Annotated in this window: 18 protein-coding genes; 5 read left to right on the top strand and 13 right to left on the bottom strand. The window is 55.9% G+C overall.

What is annotated here, in order from left to right:
- Positions 1-3 precede the first annotated feature (3 nt).
- Positions 4-987, bottom strand: coding sequence for a glutathione S-transferase family protein (locus ACN0RL_RS11135; protein ID WP_417516706.1), 984 nt, complete (start codon positions 985-987; stop codon positions 4-6).
- 102 nt (positions 988-1089) lie between these two features.
- Here ACN0RL_RS11135 and ACN0RL_RS11130 point away from each other — a divergent pair, with 102 nt between their 5' ends.
- Together ACN0RL_RS11130 and ACN0RL_RS11125 are read left to right on the top strand one after the other, a co-directional pair.
- Positions 1090-2001 (top strand): LysR family transcriptional regulator, encoded by a 912-nt coding sequence (locus tag ACN0RL_RS11130; protein WP_417516704.1) that lies wholly within the window; start codon positions 1090-1092, stop codon positions 1999-2001.
- 126 nt (positions 2002-2127) lie between these two features.
- Complete coding sequence (locus ACN0RL_RS11125) at positions 2128-3669, top strand: WS/DGAT/MGAT family O-acyltransferase (RefSeq protein ID WP_417516702.1); 1542 nt, start codon at positions 2128-2130, stop codon at positions 3667-3669.
- Between the two features lie 22 nt (positions 3670-3691).
- On the opposite strand, the gene ACN0RL_RS11120 is transcribed toward ACN0RL_RS11125, so the two are convergent.
- On the bottom strand, positions 3692-4396 hold the full coding sequence (locus ACN0RL_RS11120) for a DUF2057 family protein (RefSeq protein ID WP_417516700.1): 705 nt from the start codon (positions 4394-4396) through the stop codon (positions 3692-3694).
- A 255-nt stretch (positions 4397-4651) separates the two neighbouring features.
- Between ACN0RL_RS11120 and ACN0RL_RS11115 the strand changes: the two genes are divergently transcribed.
- Entirely contained in the window at positions 4652-4855 is a 204-nt protein-coding gene (locus tag ACN0RL_RS11115; protein WP_417516698.1) for a DUF6316 family protein, read from the top strand.
- 47 nt (positions 4856-4902) lie between these two features.
- On the opposite strand, the gene ACN0RL_RS11110 is transcribed toward ACN0RL_RS11115, so the two are convergent.
- The 8 genes from ACN0RL_RS11110 to glyA form a co-directional block, all read right to left on the bottom strand.
- Entirely contained in the window at positions 4903-5430 is a 528-nt protein-coding gene (locus ACN0RL_RS11110) for a phosphatidylglycerophosphatase A (RefSeq protein ID WP_417516696.1), read from the bottom strand.
- On the bottom strand, positions 5427-6383 hold the full coding sequence (gene thiL / locus ACN0RL_RS11105) for a thiamine-phosphate kinase (RefSeq protein WP_417516694.1): 957 nt from the start codon (positions 6381-6383) through the stop codon (positions 5427-5429). Before thiL ends, ACN0RL_RS11110 begins: the two co-directional genes overlap by 4 nt.
- A 3-nt stretch (positions 6384-6386) precedes the next feature.
- The gene (gene nusB, locus ACN0RL_RS11100; protein WP_417516692.1) at positions 6387-6863 is read right to left on the bottom strand and encodes a transcription antitermination factor NusB; all 477 of its coding nucleotides are present in this window, start codon (positions 6861-6863) and stop codon (positions 6387-6389) included.
- A complete protein-coding gene (ribE, locus tag ACN0RL_RS11095) occupies positions 6863-7339 on the bottom strand; it encodes a 6,7-dimethyl-8-ribityllumazine synthase (RefSeq protein ID WP_417516690.1) in 477 nt (158 codons plus the stop codon). Before ribE ends, nusB begins: the two co-directional genes overlap by 1 nt.
- A 47-nt stretch (positions 7340-7386) precedes the next feature.
- Entirely contained in the window at positions 7387-8502 is a 1116-nt protein-coding gene (gene ribBA / locus ACN0RL_RS11090; protein ID WP_417516688.1) for a bifunctional 3,4-dihydroxy-2-butanone-4-phosphate synthase/GTP cyclohydrolase II, read from the bottom strand.
- A gap of 75 nt (positions 8503-8577) precedes the next feature.
- Positions 8578-9693, bottom strand: coding sequence for a bifunctional diaminohydroxyphosphoribosylaminopyrimidine deaminase/5-amino-6-(5-phosphoribosylamino)uracil reductase RibD (ribD, locus tag ACN0RL_RS11085; protein ID WP_417516686.1), 1116 nt, complete (start codon positions 9691-9693; stop codon positions 8578-8580).
- Positions 9690-10208, bottom strand: a complete 519-nt coding sequence (nrdR, locus tag ACN0RL_RS11080; protein ID WP_417516684.1) for a transcriptional regulator NrdR — start codon at positions 10206-10208, stop codon at positions 9690-9692. The genes ribD and nrdR overlap by 4 nt, the downstream gene beginning before the upstream one ends.
- A 72-nt stretch (positions 10209-10280) precedes the next feature.
- A complete protein-coding gene (glyA, locus tag ACN0RL_RS11075; protein ID WP_417516682.1) occupies positions 10281-11534 on the bottom strand; it encodes a serine hydroxymethyltransferase in 1254 nt (417 codons plus the stop codon).
- A 282-nt stretch (positions 11535-11816) separates the two neighbouring features.
- On the opposite strand from glyA, the gene ettA reads away from it, so the two are divergent.
- Both ettA and radA read left to right on the top strand, forming a co-directional pair.
- Positions 11817-13478, top strand: coding sequence for an energy-dependent translational throttle protein EttA (ettA, locus tag ACN0RL_RS11070; RefSeq protein WP_417516680.1), 1662 nt, complete (start codon positions 11817-11819; stop codon positions 13476-13478).
- Complete coding sequence (gene radA, locus ACN0RL_RS11065) at positions 13478-14854, top strand: DNA repair protein RadA (protein WP_417516678.1); 1377 nt, start codon at positions 13478-13480, stop codon at positions 14852-14854. The genes ettA and radA overlap by 1 nt, the downstream gene beginning before the upstream one ends.
- A 193-nt stretch (positions 14855-15047) precedes the next feature.
- Here the strand turns inward: radA and ACN0RL_RS11060 are convergent, their stop codons facing one another.
- The 3 genes from ACN0RL_RS11060 to ACN0RL_RS11050 all read right to left on the bottom strand — a co-directional run bounded on the left by ACN0RL_RS11060 (position 15048) and on the right by ACN0RL_RS11050 (position 18297).
- A complete protein-coding gene (locus ACN0RL_RS11060; RefSeq protein ID WP_417516676.1) occupies positions 15048-15419 on the bottom strand; it encodes a PilZ domain-containing protein in 372 nt (123 codons plus the stop codon).
- Positions 15420-15685: 266 nt separating this feature from the next.
- Entirely contained in the window at positions 15686-16750 is a 1065-nt protein-coding gene (hemE, locus tag ACN0RL_RS11055; RefSeq protein WP_417516674.1) for a uroporphyrinogen decarboxylase, read from the bottom strand.
- A 128-nt stretch (positions 16751-16878) separates the two neighbouring features.
- A complete protein-coding gene (locus ACN0RL_RS11050) occupies positions 16879-18297 on the bottom strand; it encodes an FAD-dependent oxidoreductase (protein ID WP_417516672.1) in 1419 nt (472 codons plus the stop codon).
- Positions 18298-18358 lie beyond the last annotated feature (61 nt).

Genomic DNA, 18358 nt, shown 5'->3' with positions numbered 1-18358 from the left:
CCTTTATAGCTCATCACGCCCGTGGGGAGTCGTGAAATCCAGGTGCGGCCCCACCGGCACGACCTGCGTGGGGTTAATGGTGCGCTGGCTCACGTAGTAGTGCTGCTTGATCTGCCCAATATCAACGGTATCGGCCACCCCTGCCACCTGGTACAACTCCCTCAGGTAGCCTGAAAGCGCCGGGAAGTCACTGATGCGCTGGCGATTACATTTGAAATGACTGTAATAAACCGCATCAAATCGAACCAGTGTTGTGAAGAGCCGCCAGTCTGCTTCTGTTATCGTAGCTCCCGTGAGATAACGCTGCTTCGACAGCCTGGCTTCCAGCCAGTCCAGCGAATCGAACAACTCGACATAGGCCTTTTCATACACATCTTGAGCCGTGGCAAAGCCTGCCTTGTACACGCCATTATTAACAGTGTTGTAAACCCGCTCGTTCACCGCATCAATGTTTGCCTGAAGCGCTTCCGGGTATAAATCCAGATCAGCGTTCACTCCTTCCAGACCATCAAACCCGGAGTTAAACATACGGATAATATCCGCGGACTCGTTGCTGGCAATGGTCTGCTGATGCTTATCCCACAGAACCGGAACCGTCACCCGCCCAGAGTACTCAGGCGCGGCTCTGGTATAGATCTGATGCATAAAACGGAAGTCATACAGATCGTCCCTGTGCATTTCCTCGCCGGGCCGGAACTCCCAGCCATTCTCCACCATATCCGGATGAACAACAGACACTGACACATGGGCCTCAAGCCCCTTCAGTTTCCGGAAGATCAACGTGCGATGCGCCCAGGGACAAGCCAGAGAAACATACAAATGATAACGGCCCGACTCTGCCTTGAAACCACCTTCACCCGCAGGCCCCGGAGAGCCATCCGCCGTAACCCAGTTCCGGAACCGGGCAGCTTCGCGCTCAAACTTGCCACCGGTCTTGTCGGTGTCATACCACTGATCATGCCATTTACCGTCTACGAGAAGACCCATACCTGACTCCATTAAATTTACTGATAGTCTGAGAAGAATAACGGCCACCCTGCTACCCTCTCAAGCAAGCAATTCTGGCCAACAACCTCAGATAATTCGAACATGCAAACAGCCATCACAATAGACGCCCTGAAAGTCCTCGACGCCATCGACCGCAAAGGCAGCTTCGCCGGTGCCGCCGGTGAACTCTTCCGGGTCCCCTCGGCAATCAGCTATACCGTGCAAAAGCTTGAAGAAGACCTGAACGTGGCCCTGTTCGACCGAAGCGGTCACCGGGCCGTTCTCACCCCGGCCGGCCTTTATCTTCTGGAAGAAGGGCGAACACTGCTTGATGCGGCCGACAACCTCGCACATTCAACCCGGCAAGTTGCCCAGGGCTGGGAAACCCGGCTGCGCATCGGGTTCAACTCTCTACTGCCCGCGGAGTGCCTGTTCCCGGCCATTAGAGAATTCTGTGCTCTGGGCATTCCGGTTGACGTTCAGATTACCGAAGAAGTTTTTGCCGGTACCTGGGATGCACTTCAAAGCCGCAGGGCTGATCTTATTGTCGGCGCCGACGACATCAGTAAGCCCGCCGGAAACTTCACCAGCCATATCCTTGGCAAAATGACCTTTGTTTTTGCCATCTCCCCCGACCACCCGCTGGCAAATGCACAAGAACCGCTGACTGAAGAAGATATTTGCCGCTATCCGGCAGCGGTCGCCGCAGACACCTCCCGTTCTCTGCCCGCTGGTCATGCTGGCATCTTTCACCGGCAGCGCACGCTGACCGGCGCGAATATCGATCATAAAATTGCCATGCAGAAGGCAGGTCTCGGTGTAGGTTGGTTACCAAAACCTCGAGTGAAAGAGCTTCTGGCTTCCGGCCAACTCGTTGAAAAGCAGGTAGGGGAGCCAAGGCAGGCAGTCGCGCTGCAGGCAGCAAGGCATGCTGACGATAAAGGCAAAGCGCTGATGTGGTTCTGGCAAAGACTGATCGGCGATTCGGCGGTAACAGAATGGCTTGATGACTGAAGCTTCGGGAAAGGTCAGGTGCAATATTGACTCCGCCGCAGAATTCTGACAGGCAAATGAGTCAACCGAAGCGACAGCAGATTCATCTATACTACGGAAAACCCGGAAAATAAACGGAGCCCATTGATGCGGCAGCTATCCGAACTGGACGCTTCCTTCCTGTACCTCGAATCCGCGAATGCGCCGATGCACATCGGTAGCATCTACCTCTTTGATGCCAGCGAACGGGACACGCCCCTGGCGTTCAGTACCTTTATTGCGTATCTGCGCAGCCGCCTTCATGTAGTGCCTGTTTTCCGCCAGCGCCTGAAAGAGATTCCTCTACGCCTGGGACGGCCCTACTGGATTGATGATCCTGAATTCAGCATCGAACGGCACCTGGCCTATGTAAGCCTCGGCGAAAACAGCCGGGAGGCAAACCTGATGACACTTGCCTCGAAAATTATCGAAGAACCCCTCAAACGGGATCGGCCGCTTTGGCATATAACCTTCGTGGACGGCTTTCGTCTGGGCGAAGAAAAAGAAGGCAGCGAGAAAGGTCGAGAGGGCTTTGCCCTTATCGTCAAACTGCATCATGCAGCCATTGACGCCTTCAGCGGCGAAGAAATTATCAGCAAACTGCTTGAATATACTCCGAAGCCGCAGCCCATCAATGCTCCACGCCCCTGGCAACCGCGCCCGAAGCCATCCGAGGAACGGGTGATAGTCCAGGCCGGTGTCAATATCCTGCGCACACCCTGGCGATTCGCCTCCCTTGCAGTGGGCGCGGCGGAGACGACCGCCCGGGGACTCATCCAGAAGCAACTGCTGAAAATCCCTCTGCCGTTCCCCCTGTTTTCCGCACCTCACAGCCCATTCAACCGGAAAATCACACCCAATCGCCAGATCGTGCCGGCTAAAATTGAATTGTCCCGACTCAAAGCCGTCAAGGCAGCACTGGGTGATGTCACGCTTAATGACGTGGTATTGGGGCTTTGCGCGGAAACTCTGCGGCGATACCTTGGAAATCAAGGCACAAACACGGGCCAGTCTCTGATTGCCATGACGCCGATTTCAGTGCGCTCAAGCACGCTACGCAGAACCACAGGAAATCAGATGTCCGCCATGCTGCTGGACCTCGCCACAAACGAATCCGACCCGGCACGGCGCATCCGGAAAATTCACTGGAACGCGGTATCCTCAGAGCCATATCGGGACGCGATTGCAGCAGACCGACTCACAGAGCTTTTACCGTCAAGCATGCTGGCGCTGTCGGCCAGGCTGTATTCTGAACTGCAGATTGCCCAACGTTATCGGCCTGTATTCAATCTGGCAATTACTAACGTGCCTGGCCCCCAGGTACCTCTTTACCTGCAGGGTGCGAAGCTGACCCAGCAGTATAATGCTGCGCCACTGTTCGACAGCATGGGTCTGGTTATTGTTGCGGTGAGTTATCAGGGCAGCCTGACACTCAATTTTACTGTCTGCCCCGATGTCGTGACCCAGAGTGATTCGCTCCGGAGCCATGTCCATGACAGCCTTGAGGCCATCGAGAAAGCTGCCAGTGAGCTTGATCCGGAGGAGATGCACACTCCACTTACCGAGACCCGGAGCCAGACACTGACAGACGATGCAATGGGCCTACTGGAAAGCGCACTGAAGAGGCTTACGGGCCGCTTCAGGCGGTAACGGCTGACAAAGCGCCGGGCGATTACTCAAATGCCCAACGTAAAAACGCTTTTTTCTCTTCGTCATCAGCAGTTGCCCAAACGGCCTTCAAACGGTTCAGTGCACTCATTCCGTCACCGGATACGGCTTCCTCGCCAACAACCTGGTCACCCGGTACAGGCGTTCGCGCTGCGACAGTGTTGTCGGCTTGCGACCAGTTTGAAGATTGGGCAAGCGCCTGACCATCCGGCCCTACAATGGCAGAAGAGAATTCCGGTAACATCTGCTCTGCCTGCCGACGGGAACTCGGCTTATCAAATTCAAACCGATACGTCTCGTCAGGCCTCGCCTCAAACCGCACTACCTGGGGCTTGCTTTCGATCACGTGCACCTTCGATTCACCATTTTCCACAACTCCGGTTTTAGCCCAGATTGTTTTGTAGGTGAATACCACCTCGTTCTCACCGGGAAGCAGAGCATAATCCAGCGCCAGATCGTCCATCAGGTAGTTAGTCATGGCCCGGCCATTAACCCGGCTGACCTGAATAGCACCGGGCGCTTTCAGTGTCGCCGCATTCACTGCTGTCGCTGGATTGCCCTCCCAGGTCTCGAGCTTGGTGACTGCGGATGAACAGCCCACCAATACAGAAAGAAGCGCAGCGGGGAGGAATGCCCAAACCAACTTTAACCAGCGGGTGGAAGGACTCAACCCGGAATTACTAACGCGCAAGACGTGACTGATACTCATTTTATCTCCTTTAGGACTCAGGTGAGGCATAGACGGGCGAAGAGTGCGGCCAGTTATCGTGTATTCTGAACACAGCCACCGCTGAGGGCAACCGCATACGCAAAAGAACACTGCCTGCGGTCGCGATCACTTCAGCAATCATATAATTGTCAAAAAATGTTGAATTCCCCCGGATTTGTATTAATTTTAAACAAACGTTCATCCATCACGCAGCGCCCGAAACGCAGACATTTGGCACTTGCACAGGAGTCGGCCATGAATACTCACGTCAGGTCAGGAGAAGAGGGCAGCGTACCCTTTCGTAGCAGCCGGTTTTTCTGCGTCGGGAACAAATGGTATTTCACGACGCGTGAGGGCTTTGACAGCGGGCCCTTTGCCTCCAGAGATCGAGCGGAAATCGGGCTGAAACGCTTCCTGCATGTGGTCAGGCTGCTACCGGAAGAACAGCAGGTGCACTAACAACTCTTCAAAGCCTCTGGCATTTTGCAGTGCCCCACAAGCTTCTTTCAGAGAATATAAGGCGCAAGCCAGGCATCAATCGCGATCAGGCACAGGAGTGCCATACCACCGGCAACCACGTCATCCACCATGATACCCAGTCCGCCGGGTAATCGCTCATCCAGCCAGTTTATGGGCCATGGCTTGAGAACATCGAAAAACCTGAAAATCAGAAACGCCAGCAATACACCGTAAATCTGATCCGGGAAGAGCCCAAGAGCAATCCACATTCCAACGAACTCATCCCACACTATTCCGCCATGGTCGTGCACTTTCAGGTCAGCGGCTGTTTTCCCACACAACCAGATACCTACCAAAAAGGCCAGCGCAACAACGAGCCAATAAGCGACCGGTGGCAGCCATGCAAACCCATACCACAAAGGAATTGCAGCGAGACTGCCCCAGGTTCCGGGAGCGCGGGGCGCGGCACCGCTGCCAAACCCGAAGGCCAAGAGGTGTACGGGATTTTTCAGAAACCCCGGAGGCAGAATAGCCTGGGGCAAATCCGGCTCTGGCCACTGATCTTCCTGGCTCATGATATTCTCCTGAAATGGTCAAAACCTACTGCCTCAGATTCCGACACTACAGCAGCGCCATCAAGGCGCAAACCCTGCTCTGACTCTATCACGCCAATAACAGTGAGCTGTTGTTTCAGTGACGATGGCACAATGGCCCAGTTTGCCTCAGGAATGGTGAGGCATAGCTCGTAGTCATCTCCGGAGTGCAGCGCAAAATCGCCGGCAGCGGAACCTGTCAACCGGTTGAGTGCAGGCGACACCGGCAAACGGGAACGCTCGATATTCGCACCAACCGAGGAAGCTTCAAGAATATGGCCCAGATCGGCCAGCAAGCCGTCTGACACATCAATGGCAGCAGTCGCGAGATTTCTGAGAGCTGCGCCCAGCTTCAGCTTCGGCTCAGGATGGTGGTAGCGCTCAAGCACAAACGCCTGATCTGCGGAAGGGTTCTGGACGTCAAGGTACTCCAGTGCAGCACCCGCATCACCCAGGGTACCGGATACCACGACCAGATCCCCCGGCCCGGCACCGGAGCGACGGATGCCAGTACTTTGAGGGACCAGACCGTGTACCTGCAAACTTAAAGCCAGGGGTCCACGGGTTGTGTCACCGCCCGCGAGCACCAACCCGAACGCCTCAGCAGCTTTTCCCAGCCCGAAAGCAAAGTCCCGTAGCCAGCACTCATCAACTTCCGGAAGGGTCAGGGCAAGTGTAAAACAGGCTGGATCAGCCCCCATAGCCGCAAGATCGCTGGCAGCAACTGCAAGCGCCCTCCAGCCAAGATAATCCGGGCGGTAGTTGAGGGGAAAGTGTACGCCTTCAACAAGGGTATCAATGGAAAAAACCAGGTCGGAGCCGGCGGGAATTCTCTGGATGGCACAGTCGTCGCCCGGTCCCACAAGAACAGAGTGGGAGCCGAGCGAGCGGGCTAATGGCATGAAATAATGCCGGATCAGCTCAAATTCGCCCATCGGTCAGCGCGAACGGGTCTCGGCAAGGCGCAGTCGGCGGCCCAGCTTATCGAGCACACTGTTGACGAACTTGTGTCCCTCTGTACCACCGAATCGCTTCGCAAGCTCAATGCCTTCGTTAATCACGACTTTGTAAGGTACATCCAGCCGGTGACGCAGCTCATAAGCACCCACGCGAACGATGGCCAGTTCCACGGGGTCCACTTCAGGCAGCGGACGATCAAGGAATGGCTCAATCAGCTTATCGAGCTCTGCCTGCTCGCGATGGACGCCGCGCAGGACATCCCGGAAGTACAGGGTATCCACTTTAGCCATGTCGTTATCGACCATGAACTCGGCTTCGATATCTGAAATCGGACTCTTGGTAAAGTGGCGCTGATAAAGCCCCTGCATTGCCAGAATACGGGCACGACGGCGATCGCCAGCTTTTGGCTGGCCAGATGGCGCCGGGCTGGACGTCGTATCTTCAGTGTCACTCATTACTCACCCAGTTTTCTGAACAGGCTAACCATTTCCAGCGCTGTAATAGCCGCTTCTGCGCCTTTGTTGCCGGCCTTGGTGCCGGAGCGCTCGATTGCCTGCTCGATAGAATCAACGGTCAGCACACCAAAGGTCACCGGCACGTCTGTTTCCAGGCTTACCGCGCCAAGGCCGCTTGAGGCTTCGCCTGCCACATACTCAAAGTGCGGAGTTCCGCCGCGAATAACAGCGCCCAGAGCAATGATGGCGTCGTAGCCACCCGTCTCTGCAACACGTTTCACAGCCAGCGGCATCTCATAGGCTCCGGGGACGCGCACAATGGTGATGTCACTGTCGGAAATACCGTGGCGTCGCAGGGTGTCAACTGCACCGCTTACCAGACTTTCCACAACAAAGCCGTTAAAACGGCCAACCACCAACGCATAACGACCGCTGCACTGGGTAAAATCGCCTTCAATTACTTTAATATCTGCCATCTATGGCTCCTTCTCGGGCTGCAGCCACAGTGCTACAGCCAGGTTTATCAGTCTGGGGTGTACGGAATGTACTCAACCACTTCCAGATCAAATCCGGAAATAGCCGAGTATTTTACGGGCGGGCTAAGCAAACGCATCTTGCTTACGCCCAGGTCCCGCAAAATCTGGGAGCCTGTACCCACAGTGAAATAAACACCAGAACTGCCCTTACCGGCAGGCCCCTGGCCCTGATCAAAGAATTCCTGAATACGGTCTTCCAGGTTGTAGCTGTCTTCTGCACTGTTCAGCAGAACCACAACACCACTACCTTCGGTTGCAACTTTTTCAAGCGCATGGTGTAGCGGCCAGCTTCGGGAATCCTTACGGCGCGCCCCAAGCAGATCCCGAAGCGTATCAGTAATGTGAACGCGCACATGCACCGGCTCATCCACCGGGATCTCACCATAAATCATGGCCAGGTGCGTAGAGCCCTGAATAACATCCCGGTATGTACGAAGTTTGAACACACCGTATTCAGTATCGAGCTGGTTCTCTTCAACGCACTCGACGGTGCGTTCATGCGTGGTGCGATAGTGAATCAGATCAGCGATAGTCCCGATTTTCAGATCGTGCTCCGCAGCAAAACGCTCAAGATCTTCCCGCCGCGCCATGGAACCGTCATCGTTCATGATTTCGCAAATAACACCCGCGGACTCACAACCGGCCAAAGCTGCCAGGTCGCAGGATGCTTCTGTATGCCCTGCACGGCTTAGCACGCCGCCGGGATCCGACATCAGAGGGAAGATATGCCCAGGCTGAACGAGGTCCGACGCCTTGGCATTGCGGGCCACGGCAGCCTGCACTGTGCGAGCGCGGTCTGCGGCTGAAATGCCTGTGGTTACACCCGTCGCTGCCTCAATGGAAAGCGTAAATTTGGTACCAAACCCTGAGGCGTTCTGCTGCACCATTAATGGGAGGCCCAGCTGTTCGCAGCGGTCACGCGTCATAGGCATGCAGATAAGACCGCGGCCAAACCGGGCCATGAAGTTGATAGCCTCGGCAGAGCAATGCTCAGCCGCCATCACCAGGTCCCCTTCGTTTTCCCGATCTTCATCATCCATCAGGATAACCATCTTGCCCTGGCGAATGTCCTCAATGATTTCTTCAACGCTGTTCAGTGCCATACTGTTTTGCACCCTTTCAATGCACCCATTGCAGCTTCAGGCCGCAACACCGGGACGCACCGTGAATTTAAACGTTTAACGGCGAACCAGGATCAGACGCTGGTCGTCTCCTACCTGTCGCCGGTCTTGTACGATCCATTCGATCTTGTCAGCCATGGTCTCCAGCGGTAGATGCGCCGTTGGCCGGCCAGTACTGCCCAGGAATACCGGAGCCTGGTAGAGCCAGAGTTCGTCTACCAGCTGCTCACTGATAAAGGTACCTGCCAGCGTTGGCCCGGCCTCCACCAGCAGTTCATTGATACCCATCTCCCCCAGCGAGTCCAGTAGCTCGGAAACATCTATGCCGTTATCCTTCCAGGCAACCCCGGCCAGCCGTATACCCAGGGCTGCAAGATCCTGGGCCGGTGCTGTTGCAAGAGTGGACGAAGCACAAAAAACCTGAACCTTACCACCGCGCAAAATAGTTGCAGACGGCGGCGTTCTGGCATCCCTGTCGGCGATCACACGCAACGGCTGCCGCGAAGGCTCGGTTGCATCGCCTATATCCCCAAGCTCTTCCCGCCGAACAGTCAATGAGGGGTCATCTGCAAGCACGGTTCCTACGCCGGTAAGAATCGCATCACTGATAGCCCTGAGCCGCTGAACGTCGCGACGGGCTTCATCGCCGGTAATCCACTGGCTTTCACCGGAGGCCATGGCGGTGCGACCATCCAGACTGGCGGCCATCTTGAGCCGAACCCAGGGGCGCCCGGTATTCATGCGCTTCATGAACCCGGGGTTCAGGCGCGCAGCTTCCTCCGCCAAAAGCCCTTCGCTGACCCTGATACCGGCTTCACGAAGCATATCCAGACCCCTTCCGGAGACTGACGGATTAGGGTCTTTGGTCGCAGCGAATACGCGCGACACACCCGCGTCAATCAAAGCCCGCGCGCAGGGTGGCGTGCGACCAAAATGACTGCAGGGTTCCAGAGTGACATAGGCCGTGGCACCACGTGCAGCCGGACCAGCCTGGCTGAGCGCCCGGGTTTCCGCATGGGCTTCTCCGGCCCGCTCATGCCAACCTTCGCCCAGAATCTTGTCACCACGGGCTATCACGCAACCCACCCGCGGGTTGGGATGGGTCGAATAGCGGCCCCGCCATGCAAGCTGCACAGCCCGGGCCATCATGGACCGTTCCCGGAGTTCGGTCATTTCTTTCCTTCAGGAGCGTGGTTATCCGCCAGTACTTTCGCAACATCAACCGGCGCCTCACCATTGCTGGCAGAGAGCCGTTCAATTTCTTCCTTGAATTCGTTGATGTCCTGAAAGCTGCGATAAACGGAAGCAAACCGGACATAGGCAACCTTGTCGAGCTGGCGTAGCTCGGTCATCACCTCTTCACCCAGCTGCATGGACTTGACCTCACGCTCCCCCGCCGCCCGCAAGCGATATTTGATGCGATTAAGCGCTGCATCGATTTGTTCGATGCTGACGGGGCGCTTTTCCAGCGCCTTCATGATGCCTGATCGCAGTTTATCTTCATCAAAGGGCTGCCGGATACCGTCCTGCTTGACCACTCTTGGCATGACCAGCTCGGCCGACTCAAAAGTAGTAAAACGTTCCCTGCAGGAAAGACACTCTCTGCGGCGGCGCACCTGATCGCCCTCTGCCACCAGGCGCGAGTCAATAACCTTGGTATCTGCTTCACCACAGAAAGGACAATGCATATCAGGAACTCCGCAGAGAGGGCCGGGCAGCGCAGCTGTTTCGCGCCCTGCCCGGCAGGTCTTGCCAGACGTTTAGCTGTAAACCGGGAAACGCGCACACAGGGCTTCTACCTGCTCGCGAACACGATTGCTTACAGCTTCGTCTTCCAGATTATCAAGGATATCGCAGATCCACCCCGCCAGCTCACGGCATTCTGCTTCACCAAAGCCACGGGTGGTGATTGCAGGTGTGCCGAGACGCAGGCCGGAGGTCACAAACGGCGAGCGCGGATCGTTGGGAACTGCGTTCTTGTTCACCGTGATGTGCGCACGCCCCAGAGCCGCGTCGGCATCTTTACCGGTAATATCCTGCTTGATCAGACTTACCAGGAACAGATGGTTCTTGGTGCCGCCGGACACAACGTCGTAACCGCGGTCAACAAACACATCAGCCATGGCTGATGCGTTCTTTACCACCTGCTGTTGGTAGGCCTTGAACTCGTCGCTCATGGCTTCCTTGAAACAGATTGCCTTAGCGGCAATCACGTGCATCAACGGGCCACCCTGGCCACCCGGGAAAACGGCAGAGTTCAGCTTCTTGTGCAGGGCTTCGTCGTCACAAGCCAGAATCAGGCCGCCACGGGGGCCGCGCAGTGTTTTGTGTGTGGTAGTCGTTACTACGTGCGCATGGGGCACAGGATCAGGATAGACACCGGCGGCGACCAGACCTGCCACGTGGGCCATGTCTACAAACAGGTAAGCACCAACCTTGTCCGCAATAGCACGGAATCGGGCAAAATCCAGCTCCTGGGAATAAGCAGAGAACCCGGCGATGATCATCTTGGGCTTGTGTTCAACCGCCAGCGCTTCCAGCTCATCGTAATCGATCAGGCCGGTGTCGGTGTTGATGCCGTACTGCACAGCGTTATAGATCTTGCCGGAAAAGTTCACGCCGGCGCCGTGAGTCAGATGGCCGCCGTGGGCCAGGCTCATCCCCAGAATGGTATCGCCCGGGTTAACCAGCGCCATGAAGACAGCTGAATTAGCCTGCGAGCCGGAATGCGGCTGCACGTTGGCGTAGGCCGCGCCAAAGAGCTCTTTGGCGCGATCAATAGCCAGTTGTTCAGCGATGTCCACAAACTCGCAACCACCGTAGTAACGCTTGCCTGGATAACCCTCAGCGTACTTGTTGGTAAGATCGCTACCCTGAGCTTCCATGACCCGCGGGCTGGTATAATTCTCGGATGCTATCAGCTCAATATGAGCCTCCTGACGCTTACTTTCCGCCTGCATGGCATTCCAGAGTTCGTCGTCGAAACCCGCGATTTTCATGTCACGATTAAACATCGGTGCGCTGCCCCTGTGTGCTTGACTGGCCCGGGGAGTCTTGGAAATAGCCCCCGGAATCCCTTAAAATTCGGGCAGCTATTCTAGCCCATTATCGGGTTGGAAATCACCCTTTATGCAGTTCGCAGATACCGTCATACGGATATCACCCGTTTTGCTGAAATTGCTATAGCTCCCGGGTTTCGATACCTTACAAACCCAACTAGCAAGTTCTGTGAGACGACGGATCTAAGCGTCTCAGACACCCTGTCACATCTCGTTTTCAAAGAGGGTAATGCCTTTATGGCTCAGTACGTATACAGCATGAACAGAGTGGGCAAAGTGGTTCCGCCCAAACGTGAAATTCTCAAAGACATTTCGCTGAGCTTCTTCCCGGGCGCCAAAATCGGCGTACTGGGCCTGAATGGCTCAGGTAAATCAACTCTTTTACGCATTATGGCGGGCGTGGATCAGGATTACATCGGCGAAGCCCGGCCCCAGCCCGGCATCAATGTGGGCTACCTGCCCCAGGAGCCGGAGCTGGACGACAGCAAAACGGTCAAGGAAATTGTTGATGAAGCTGTGGCCGACGTGCACAACGCCCTGGCAGAACTGGACCAGGTTTACGCCGCCTACGCTGAGCCGGATGCCGATTTCGATGCGCTGGCCAAAAAACAGGGCAAACTGGAAGCTCTGATACAGGCCACTGATGGCCACGATATCGAACGCAAAATGGAAGTCGCTGCAGACGCGTTGCGCCTGCCCGCCTGGGATCAGCCGGTAAAGAATCTCTCTGGCGGTGAACGCCGCCGGGTAGCCTTGTGCCGCCTGCTGCTTTCCGGCCCTGACATGCTGTTGCTGGACGAACCAACCAACCACCTGGACGCAGAATCGGTGGCCTGGCTGGAGCGCTTTCTACACGATTACGAAGGCACTGTGGTTGCTATTACTCACGACCGCTACTTCCTCGACAACGTAGCAGGCTGGATTCTGGAGCTCGACCGAGGCCAGGGCATTCCTTTTGAGGGCAACTATAGCCAGTGGCTGGAAAACAAGGAACAGCGTTTGCGCACCGAAGCCAAGCAGGAGTCTTCGCACCAGAAAGCCATGAAGCAGGAACTGGAGTGGGTGCGTAGCAACGCCAAAGGCCGGCAATCCAAGAGCAAAGCCCGCCTTGCCCGCTTCGAAGAAATGAGCTCGCAGGATTTCCAGAAGCGCAACGAAACCAACGAGATCTATATCCCGCCCGGGCCCCGTCTTGGCGACAAGGTCATCGAAGTAGAAGGCATCAGCAAAGCTTTTGGCGACCGCCTTCTCTATGAAGATGTTTCCTTTGTTGTACCCCCTGGCGCTATCGTCGGCATCATCGGTGGTAACGGCGCTGGCAAATCTACCCTGTTCCGTATGATCGCCGGCCAAGACCGGCCTAATTCCGGCACCATCACCGTGGGTGAAACGGTCAAGCTGGCCTATGTAGATCAGAGCCGGGATCTGGATGGATCCAAAACCGTGTGGGAGCTCCTCAGCGACGGCCAGGACATCATCAAAGTGGGTAACTACGAAACCCCGTCGAGGGCCTATGCCGGTCGCTTCAACTTCAAAGGATCCGATCAGCAAAAGCGCGTAGGCGACTTGTCTGGCGGTGAGCGTAACCGCCTGCACCTGGCAGCACTTCTAAAAGAAGGCGGCAATGTGTTGCTGCTGGACGAACCTACCAACGATCTGGACGTGGAAACCCTGCGCGCGCTGGAGGAAGCCCTGCTGAGCTTCCCCGGCTCTGCGATGGTTATCTCGCACGACCGCTGGTTTCTTGACCGCGTAGCCACGCACATTCTGGCATTTGAGGATGACGGCCAAGTGGTTTACTTCGAGGGCAACTTCGCCGAATACGACGAAGACCACAAAAAGCGCAAAGGGGATTCCGCCATGGTGCCCCAGCGCATGAAGTACAAGAAGCTGGCCTGATGGCAAAAGCCAAAACCGCGTATGTCTGCACCGAGTGCGGTGCAGACTACTCAAAATGGCAGGGCCAATGCACGGCCTGCCAGGCCTGGAACACCATCAGCGAAGTTCGCGGCGTCAGCAGCAATGCCAAAGGCGCTCGCGGTGTGCGTTTTGAGGGCTTTGCCGGCAGCCTGTCTGCAGTCCAGAGCCTGAATGAGGTAAGCCTCTCCGAGAAGGAACGGATCAGCACCGGCATGCAGGAGTTCGACCGGGTTTTGGGGGGCGGGCTGGTAGAAGGCTCCGCCGTTCTGATGGGTGGCCATCCGGGTGCCGGCAAGAGCACCCTGTTGCTCCAGGCCGTTTGCCATCTGGCTGCCAGTGTTCCCGCGCTTTACGTTACCGGTGAGGAGTCGTTGCAGCAGGTCGCTATGCGTGCCAAACGTTTGGGCCTGCCTACCAAAGATCTGAAGATGCTCTCCGAGACCAGCACCGAGCGGGTCCTGCAGGTTGCAGAATCGGAAAAGCCACGAATTCTGGTGGTGGACAGTATTCAAGTGATGCACATGGCGGATATCGAATCCGCTCCCGGCTCGGTTTCCCAAGTGCGTGAAAGCGCAGCGTTTCTGACCCGCTTCGCCAAACAAACGGGCACCATTCTGTTTCTGGTTGGCCACGTCACCAAAGACGGCAGCCTTGCCGGCCCCAAGGTGCTGGAGCACATGATCGACTGCTCCATTTTGCTGGAAGGCTCCAGTGACAGCCGTTACCGCACCCTGCGTGGTATCAAGAATCGTTTTGGCGCGGTGAATGAGCTGGGTGTTTTTGCCATGCTTGAACAGGGCCTCAAGGAAGTTAAAAACCCCAGCGCAATTTTCCTGAACCGTGGCGAACAAGCGGCGCCGGGTAGCGTGGTTATGGTGGTATGGGAAGGCACCCGACCCATGCTGGTGGAGATTCAGGCGCTGGTGGACATGGCACAGGGTGGATACCCTCGGCGCGTGGCTGTTGGTTTGGATCAGAACCGGCTGGCAATGCTTCTGGCTGTGCTGCACCGCCACGGTGGTTTGCATGTGTCAGATCAGGATGTGTTTGTGAACGTGGTTGGTGGCGTGAAGGTTAACGAGACCAGCGCGGATTTGGCGTTGTTGGCTGCCATCGTGTCTTCGTTCCGCGATCGGGCGCTGCCTCAGGATCTGGTGATATTCGGGGAAGTAGGGTTATCGGGGGAAATTCGGCCGGTGCCCAGTGGCCAGGAAAGGATTAATGAGGCAGCTAAGCATGGCTTTACCCGTGCCCTTGTTCCTAAAGCCAACGCACCACGCAAACCTATTGCAGGAATGACGGTAATTCCTGTGACCAAGCTTAGTGAGGCTATTACGGCATTGGAGGAGCTTTAAGCTTGGCCCCCAGCGTGCCTGATTTGGAGTTTACGGCAGAATTGCTCTTTTACCGTCCAAAAACCGCTACGAGCACATCCATGTGCGCTTGTCTCCGGCCGTCCTTGGCCTCCGACATTTTTGGACGGTAAAAGCCCAATCCCGCCTGCGTGCTCTGGTGCAAAACCCCAACCCCAACCGCTAGAGATATTGGCTAGTCAATTAAACGAGCAAATTCCCGCTCAAGAAGAACCTGATCTCCCAGATTCAGCTCAACCAGACGTTTAAGGTGGGTAGCGCTTTCAAGGTCAATGTACTGGCATTTGAAACCAAGCCTGTGTGGCTCAACATGCTTTAACTCAACCGCCATCACAATCCCCGCCTGCTGCCCATCAAGATGAACGATCACCTCGCAAGGCTGACTCAGCGGCACGTTCCACCCCTCCGGTCGTTTGACCAGAACGCCTTTCAGGGAAATATCCAGCACCTCCGTTGTCCACATGCTCTCAAGGGCATGCAACTCGCATGGAGCGTCGAAGCTTATGCGGTGGAACTTCCGTTTTTCTGAGGCTTTGGCGGCAGGCAAGGGGCTGCTCCTTTATTGTCGATGTCGTCTGACATGACTATAGACCGAGGGGAGTTTTACATCCAGAGGCGCCCTATTCAGGAAATCAGTCAGAGCAGACGCGCTGAGAAGATAAATGCGGGGATTGCGTAACCGATTCCAAAAATGTCGTAGGCCATGGACGGCCGAAGACAAGCCACATGGATGTGCTCGTAGCGGTTTTTGGAATCGGTTACGCAATTCCCGTTTCCCGGCGCTAGCAGGCCAGGAAACGAGGATAGCAAATGCTAACGGTGATACTCCGGACTCAACTCAACAACAGCCTCAATGAACGCCTTGGCGTGCTCGGGATCAACATCCGGAGTAATGCCATGCCCAAGGTTGAATATGTGGCCTGGGCCGGAGCCATAGCGACGCAGTATGTCGCCCACTTCCTCGCGAATACGCTTTTTCGGCGCATAGAGCATCGTAGGGTCCATATTACCCTGCAGAGCTACACGGTCGCCCACGCGGGCACGAGCATCACCGATATCCGTGGTCCAATCCAGACCAACAGCATCAGCGCCTGAATCTGCTATGGATTCCAGCCACTGACCGCCGTTTTTGGTGAACAGGATAACCGGAACACGGCGCCCGTCATTCTCACGGATCAGGTTATCAACGATCTTTTTCATGTAGCGCAGAGAAAATTCCTCATACGCCCAGCTGCTCAGCACACCACCCCAGGTATCAAAAATCTGAACAGCCTGAGCTCCGGCTTTGATCTGGCCATTGAGGTAATCAATAACTGCGTCCGCGAGGTGATCCAGCAGTTGGTGCATGACCTCGGGCTGGCTGTACATGAGCTTTTTGGCTTCGCGGAAGTCCTTGGAGGACCCACCTTCCACCATATAGGTTGCCAGCGTCCAGGGGCTGCCTGAGAAGCCGATCAGCGGGACACGGCCATTGAGCGCACCCCGGATCGTAGAGACAGCGTTCATTACATAGTCGAGATCGACTTCAGCCTTGATGGTCGGCAATGCGTCAACATCCGCTTTGGAGCGAATGGTATTTTTGAACTTCGGGCCTTCACCGGTTTCAAAGTAAAGCCCGAGACCCAGAGCATCCGGAATAGTGAGTATGTCCGAGAACAGAATCGCTGCGTCCAACGGAAAGCGCTCAAGAGGCTGGAGGGTTACCTCACACGCCAGCGGCGTGTTCTTGCACAAGCTGAGGAAGTCACCCGCTTTCTCCCGGGTGGCGCGATACTCGGGTAAATAACGGCCGGCCTGGCGCATCATCCATACCGGGGTACGATCAACAGGCTGGCGCATCAGGGCGCGCAGGAAGCGGTCATTCTTCAGCTCGGTCATAGGGATTCCAGCATTGTCTCTTTCAGATGGTCTTAATGGAACGGAAGCAATGATACCCCGTTTGCCATAATAAAAAAGGGCGGCTTACCCTTAGTAAGCAGCCCTTCTGATCCGGATCAAACGATTTTTCAGATATCCAGATAATCCATGATGCCCTCGGCAGCCTGACGGCCCTCCCAGATTGCCGTAACAACCAGATCGGAACCTCGAACCATATCACCACCTGCAAAGATCTTCGGATTACTGGTCTGGAAGCCGAACTCTGCCTGTTCCGGAGCGGTTACCCGCCCGGAATCGTCGGTACTGATGGCAAGCTCGTCAAACCAGTCGGCCGGGCTCGGCCGAAAGCCGAAAGCAACCAACACGGCATCGGCTGGTATGACTTCCTCGCTGCCCGGAACCACCTCGGGCCGGCGACGGCCATTTTCATCCGGCTCACCCAGCTGAGTCGAAACCACTTTCACACCTTCAACCTGGTCTTCACCGATAATGGCTATGGGCTGCCGGTTGAACAGGAATTTAACACCCTCTTCCTTGGCATTCGCAACCTCCCGACGTGACCCCGGCATGTTGGCCTCATCACGACGATAAGCGCAGGCCACGCTCTCTGCCTGCTGGCGAATCGAGGTGCGATTACAGTCCATTGCGGTGTCACCACCACCCAGCACTACGACGCGTTTACCTTTCATGTCGATGAAATCCGCTGCGTCTTTTTCAAAGCCCAGGCGGCGGTTAACGTTGGACACGAGGAACGGCAAGGCATCGTATACGCCCGGGAGATTCTCACCCGGGAAACCGCCTTTCATGTAGGTGTAGGTTCCCATGCCCATGAACACCGCATCGTACTCATCAAGTATGTCCTTCAACTGAACATCCTTTCCCACTTCGGTAGACAAGCGGAACTCAACACCCATTTCCTCAAACACCTGGCGCCGGCGGGTCATCACAGACTTCTCCAGTTTGAACTCCGGGATGCCGAAGGTCAGCAGGCCGCCGATCTCAGGGTAGATATCAAACACCACCGGCTTCACGCCGTTGCGAACCAGCACATCGGCACAGCCCAGGCCCGCAGGGCCAGCACCGATAACCGCTACTTTTTTGTCCGTCCATTTGACCGCGGACATGTCCGGCTTCCAGCCAAGAGCGAAGGCGGTATCGGTAATGTACTTTTCGACCGAGCCAATGGTAACGGCACCAAAACCATCATTCAGGGTACAGGCCCCTTCACACAAGCGATCCTGCGGGCAAACACGACCGCAGACTTCAGGCAGCGAGTTGGTCTGATGACACAACTCGACCGCTTTCATGATATTGCCTTCGGAAACCAGTTTCAGCCAGTTAGGAATGTAGTTGTGTACCGGGCACTTCCATTCGCAATAGGGGTTTCCGCACTCGAGACATCGGTGAGATTGGGACGACGCGTTCTCAGACGTAAAGGGGCGATAGATTTCGCCAAACTCTTTTTTGCGCTTCTTCGCGGGGACTTTCTTGGGATCTACCCGCCCTACTTCCACAAACTGAAAATCGTTACTAAGTCGTTCTTTCATGTTGGCGTTCTCATCAGCTCAATATCGACAAGGGTCGCTTCCATCGGCAACCCTGAACCCT

This window comes from Marinobacter sp. (assembly GCF_048259445.1).
Taxonomy (GTDB): Bacteria; Pseudomonadota; Gammaproteobacteria; order Pseudomonadales; family Oleiphilaceae; genus Marinobacter.
This window is presented reverse-complemented; position numbering and strand designations above follow the sequence as displayed.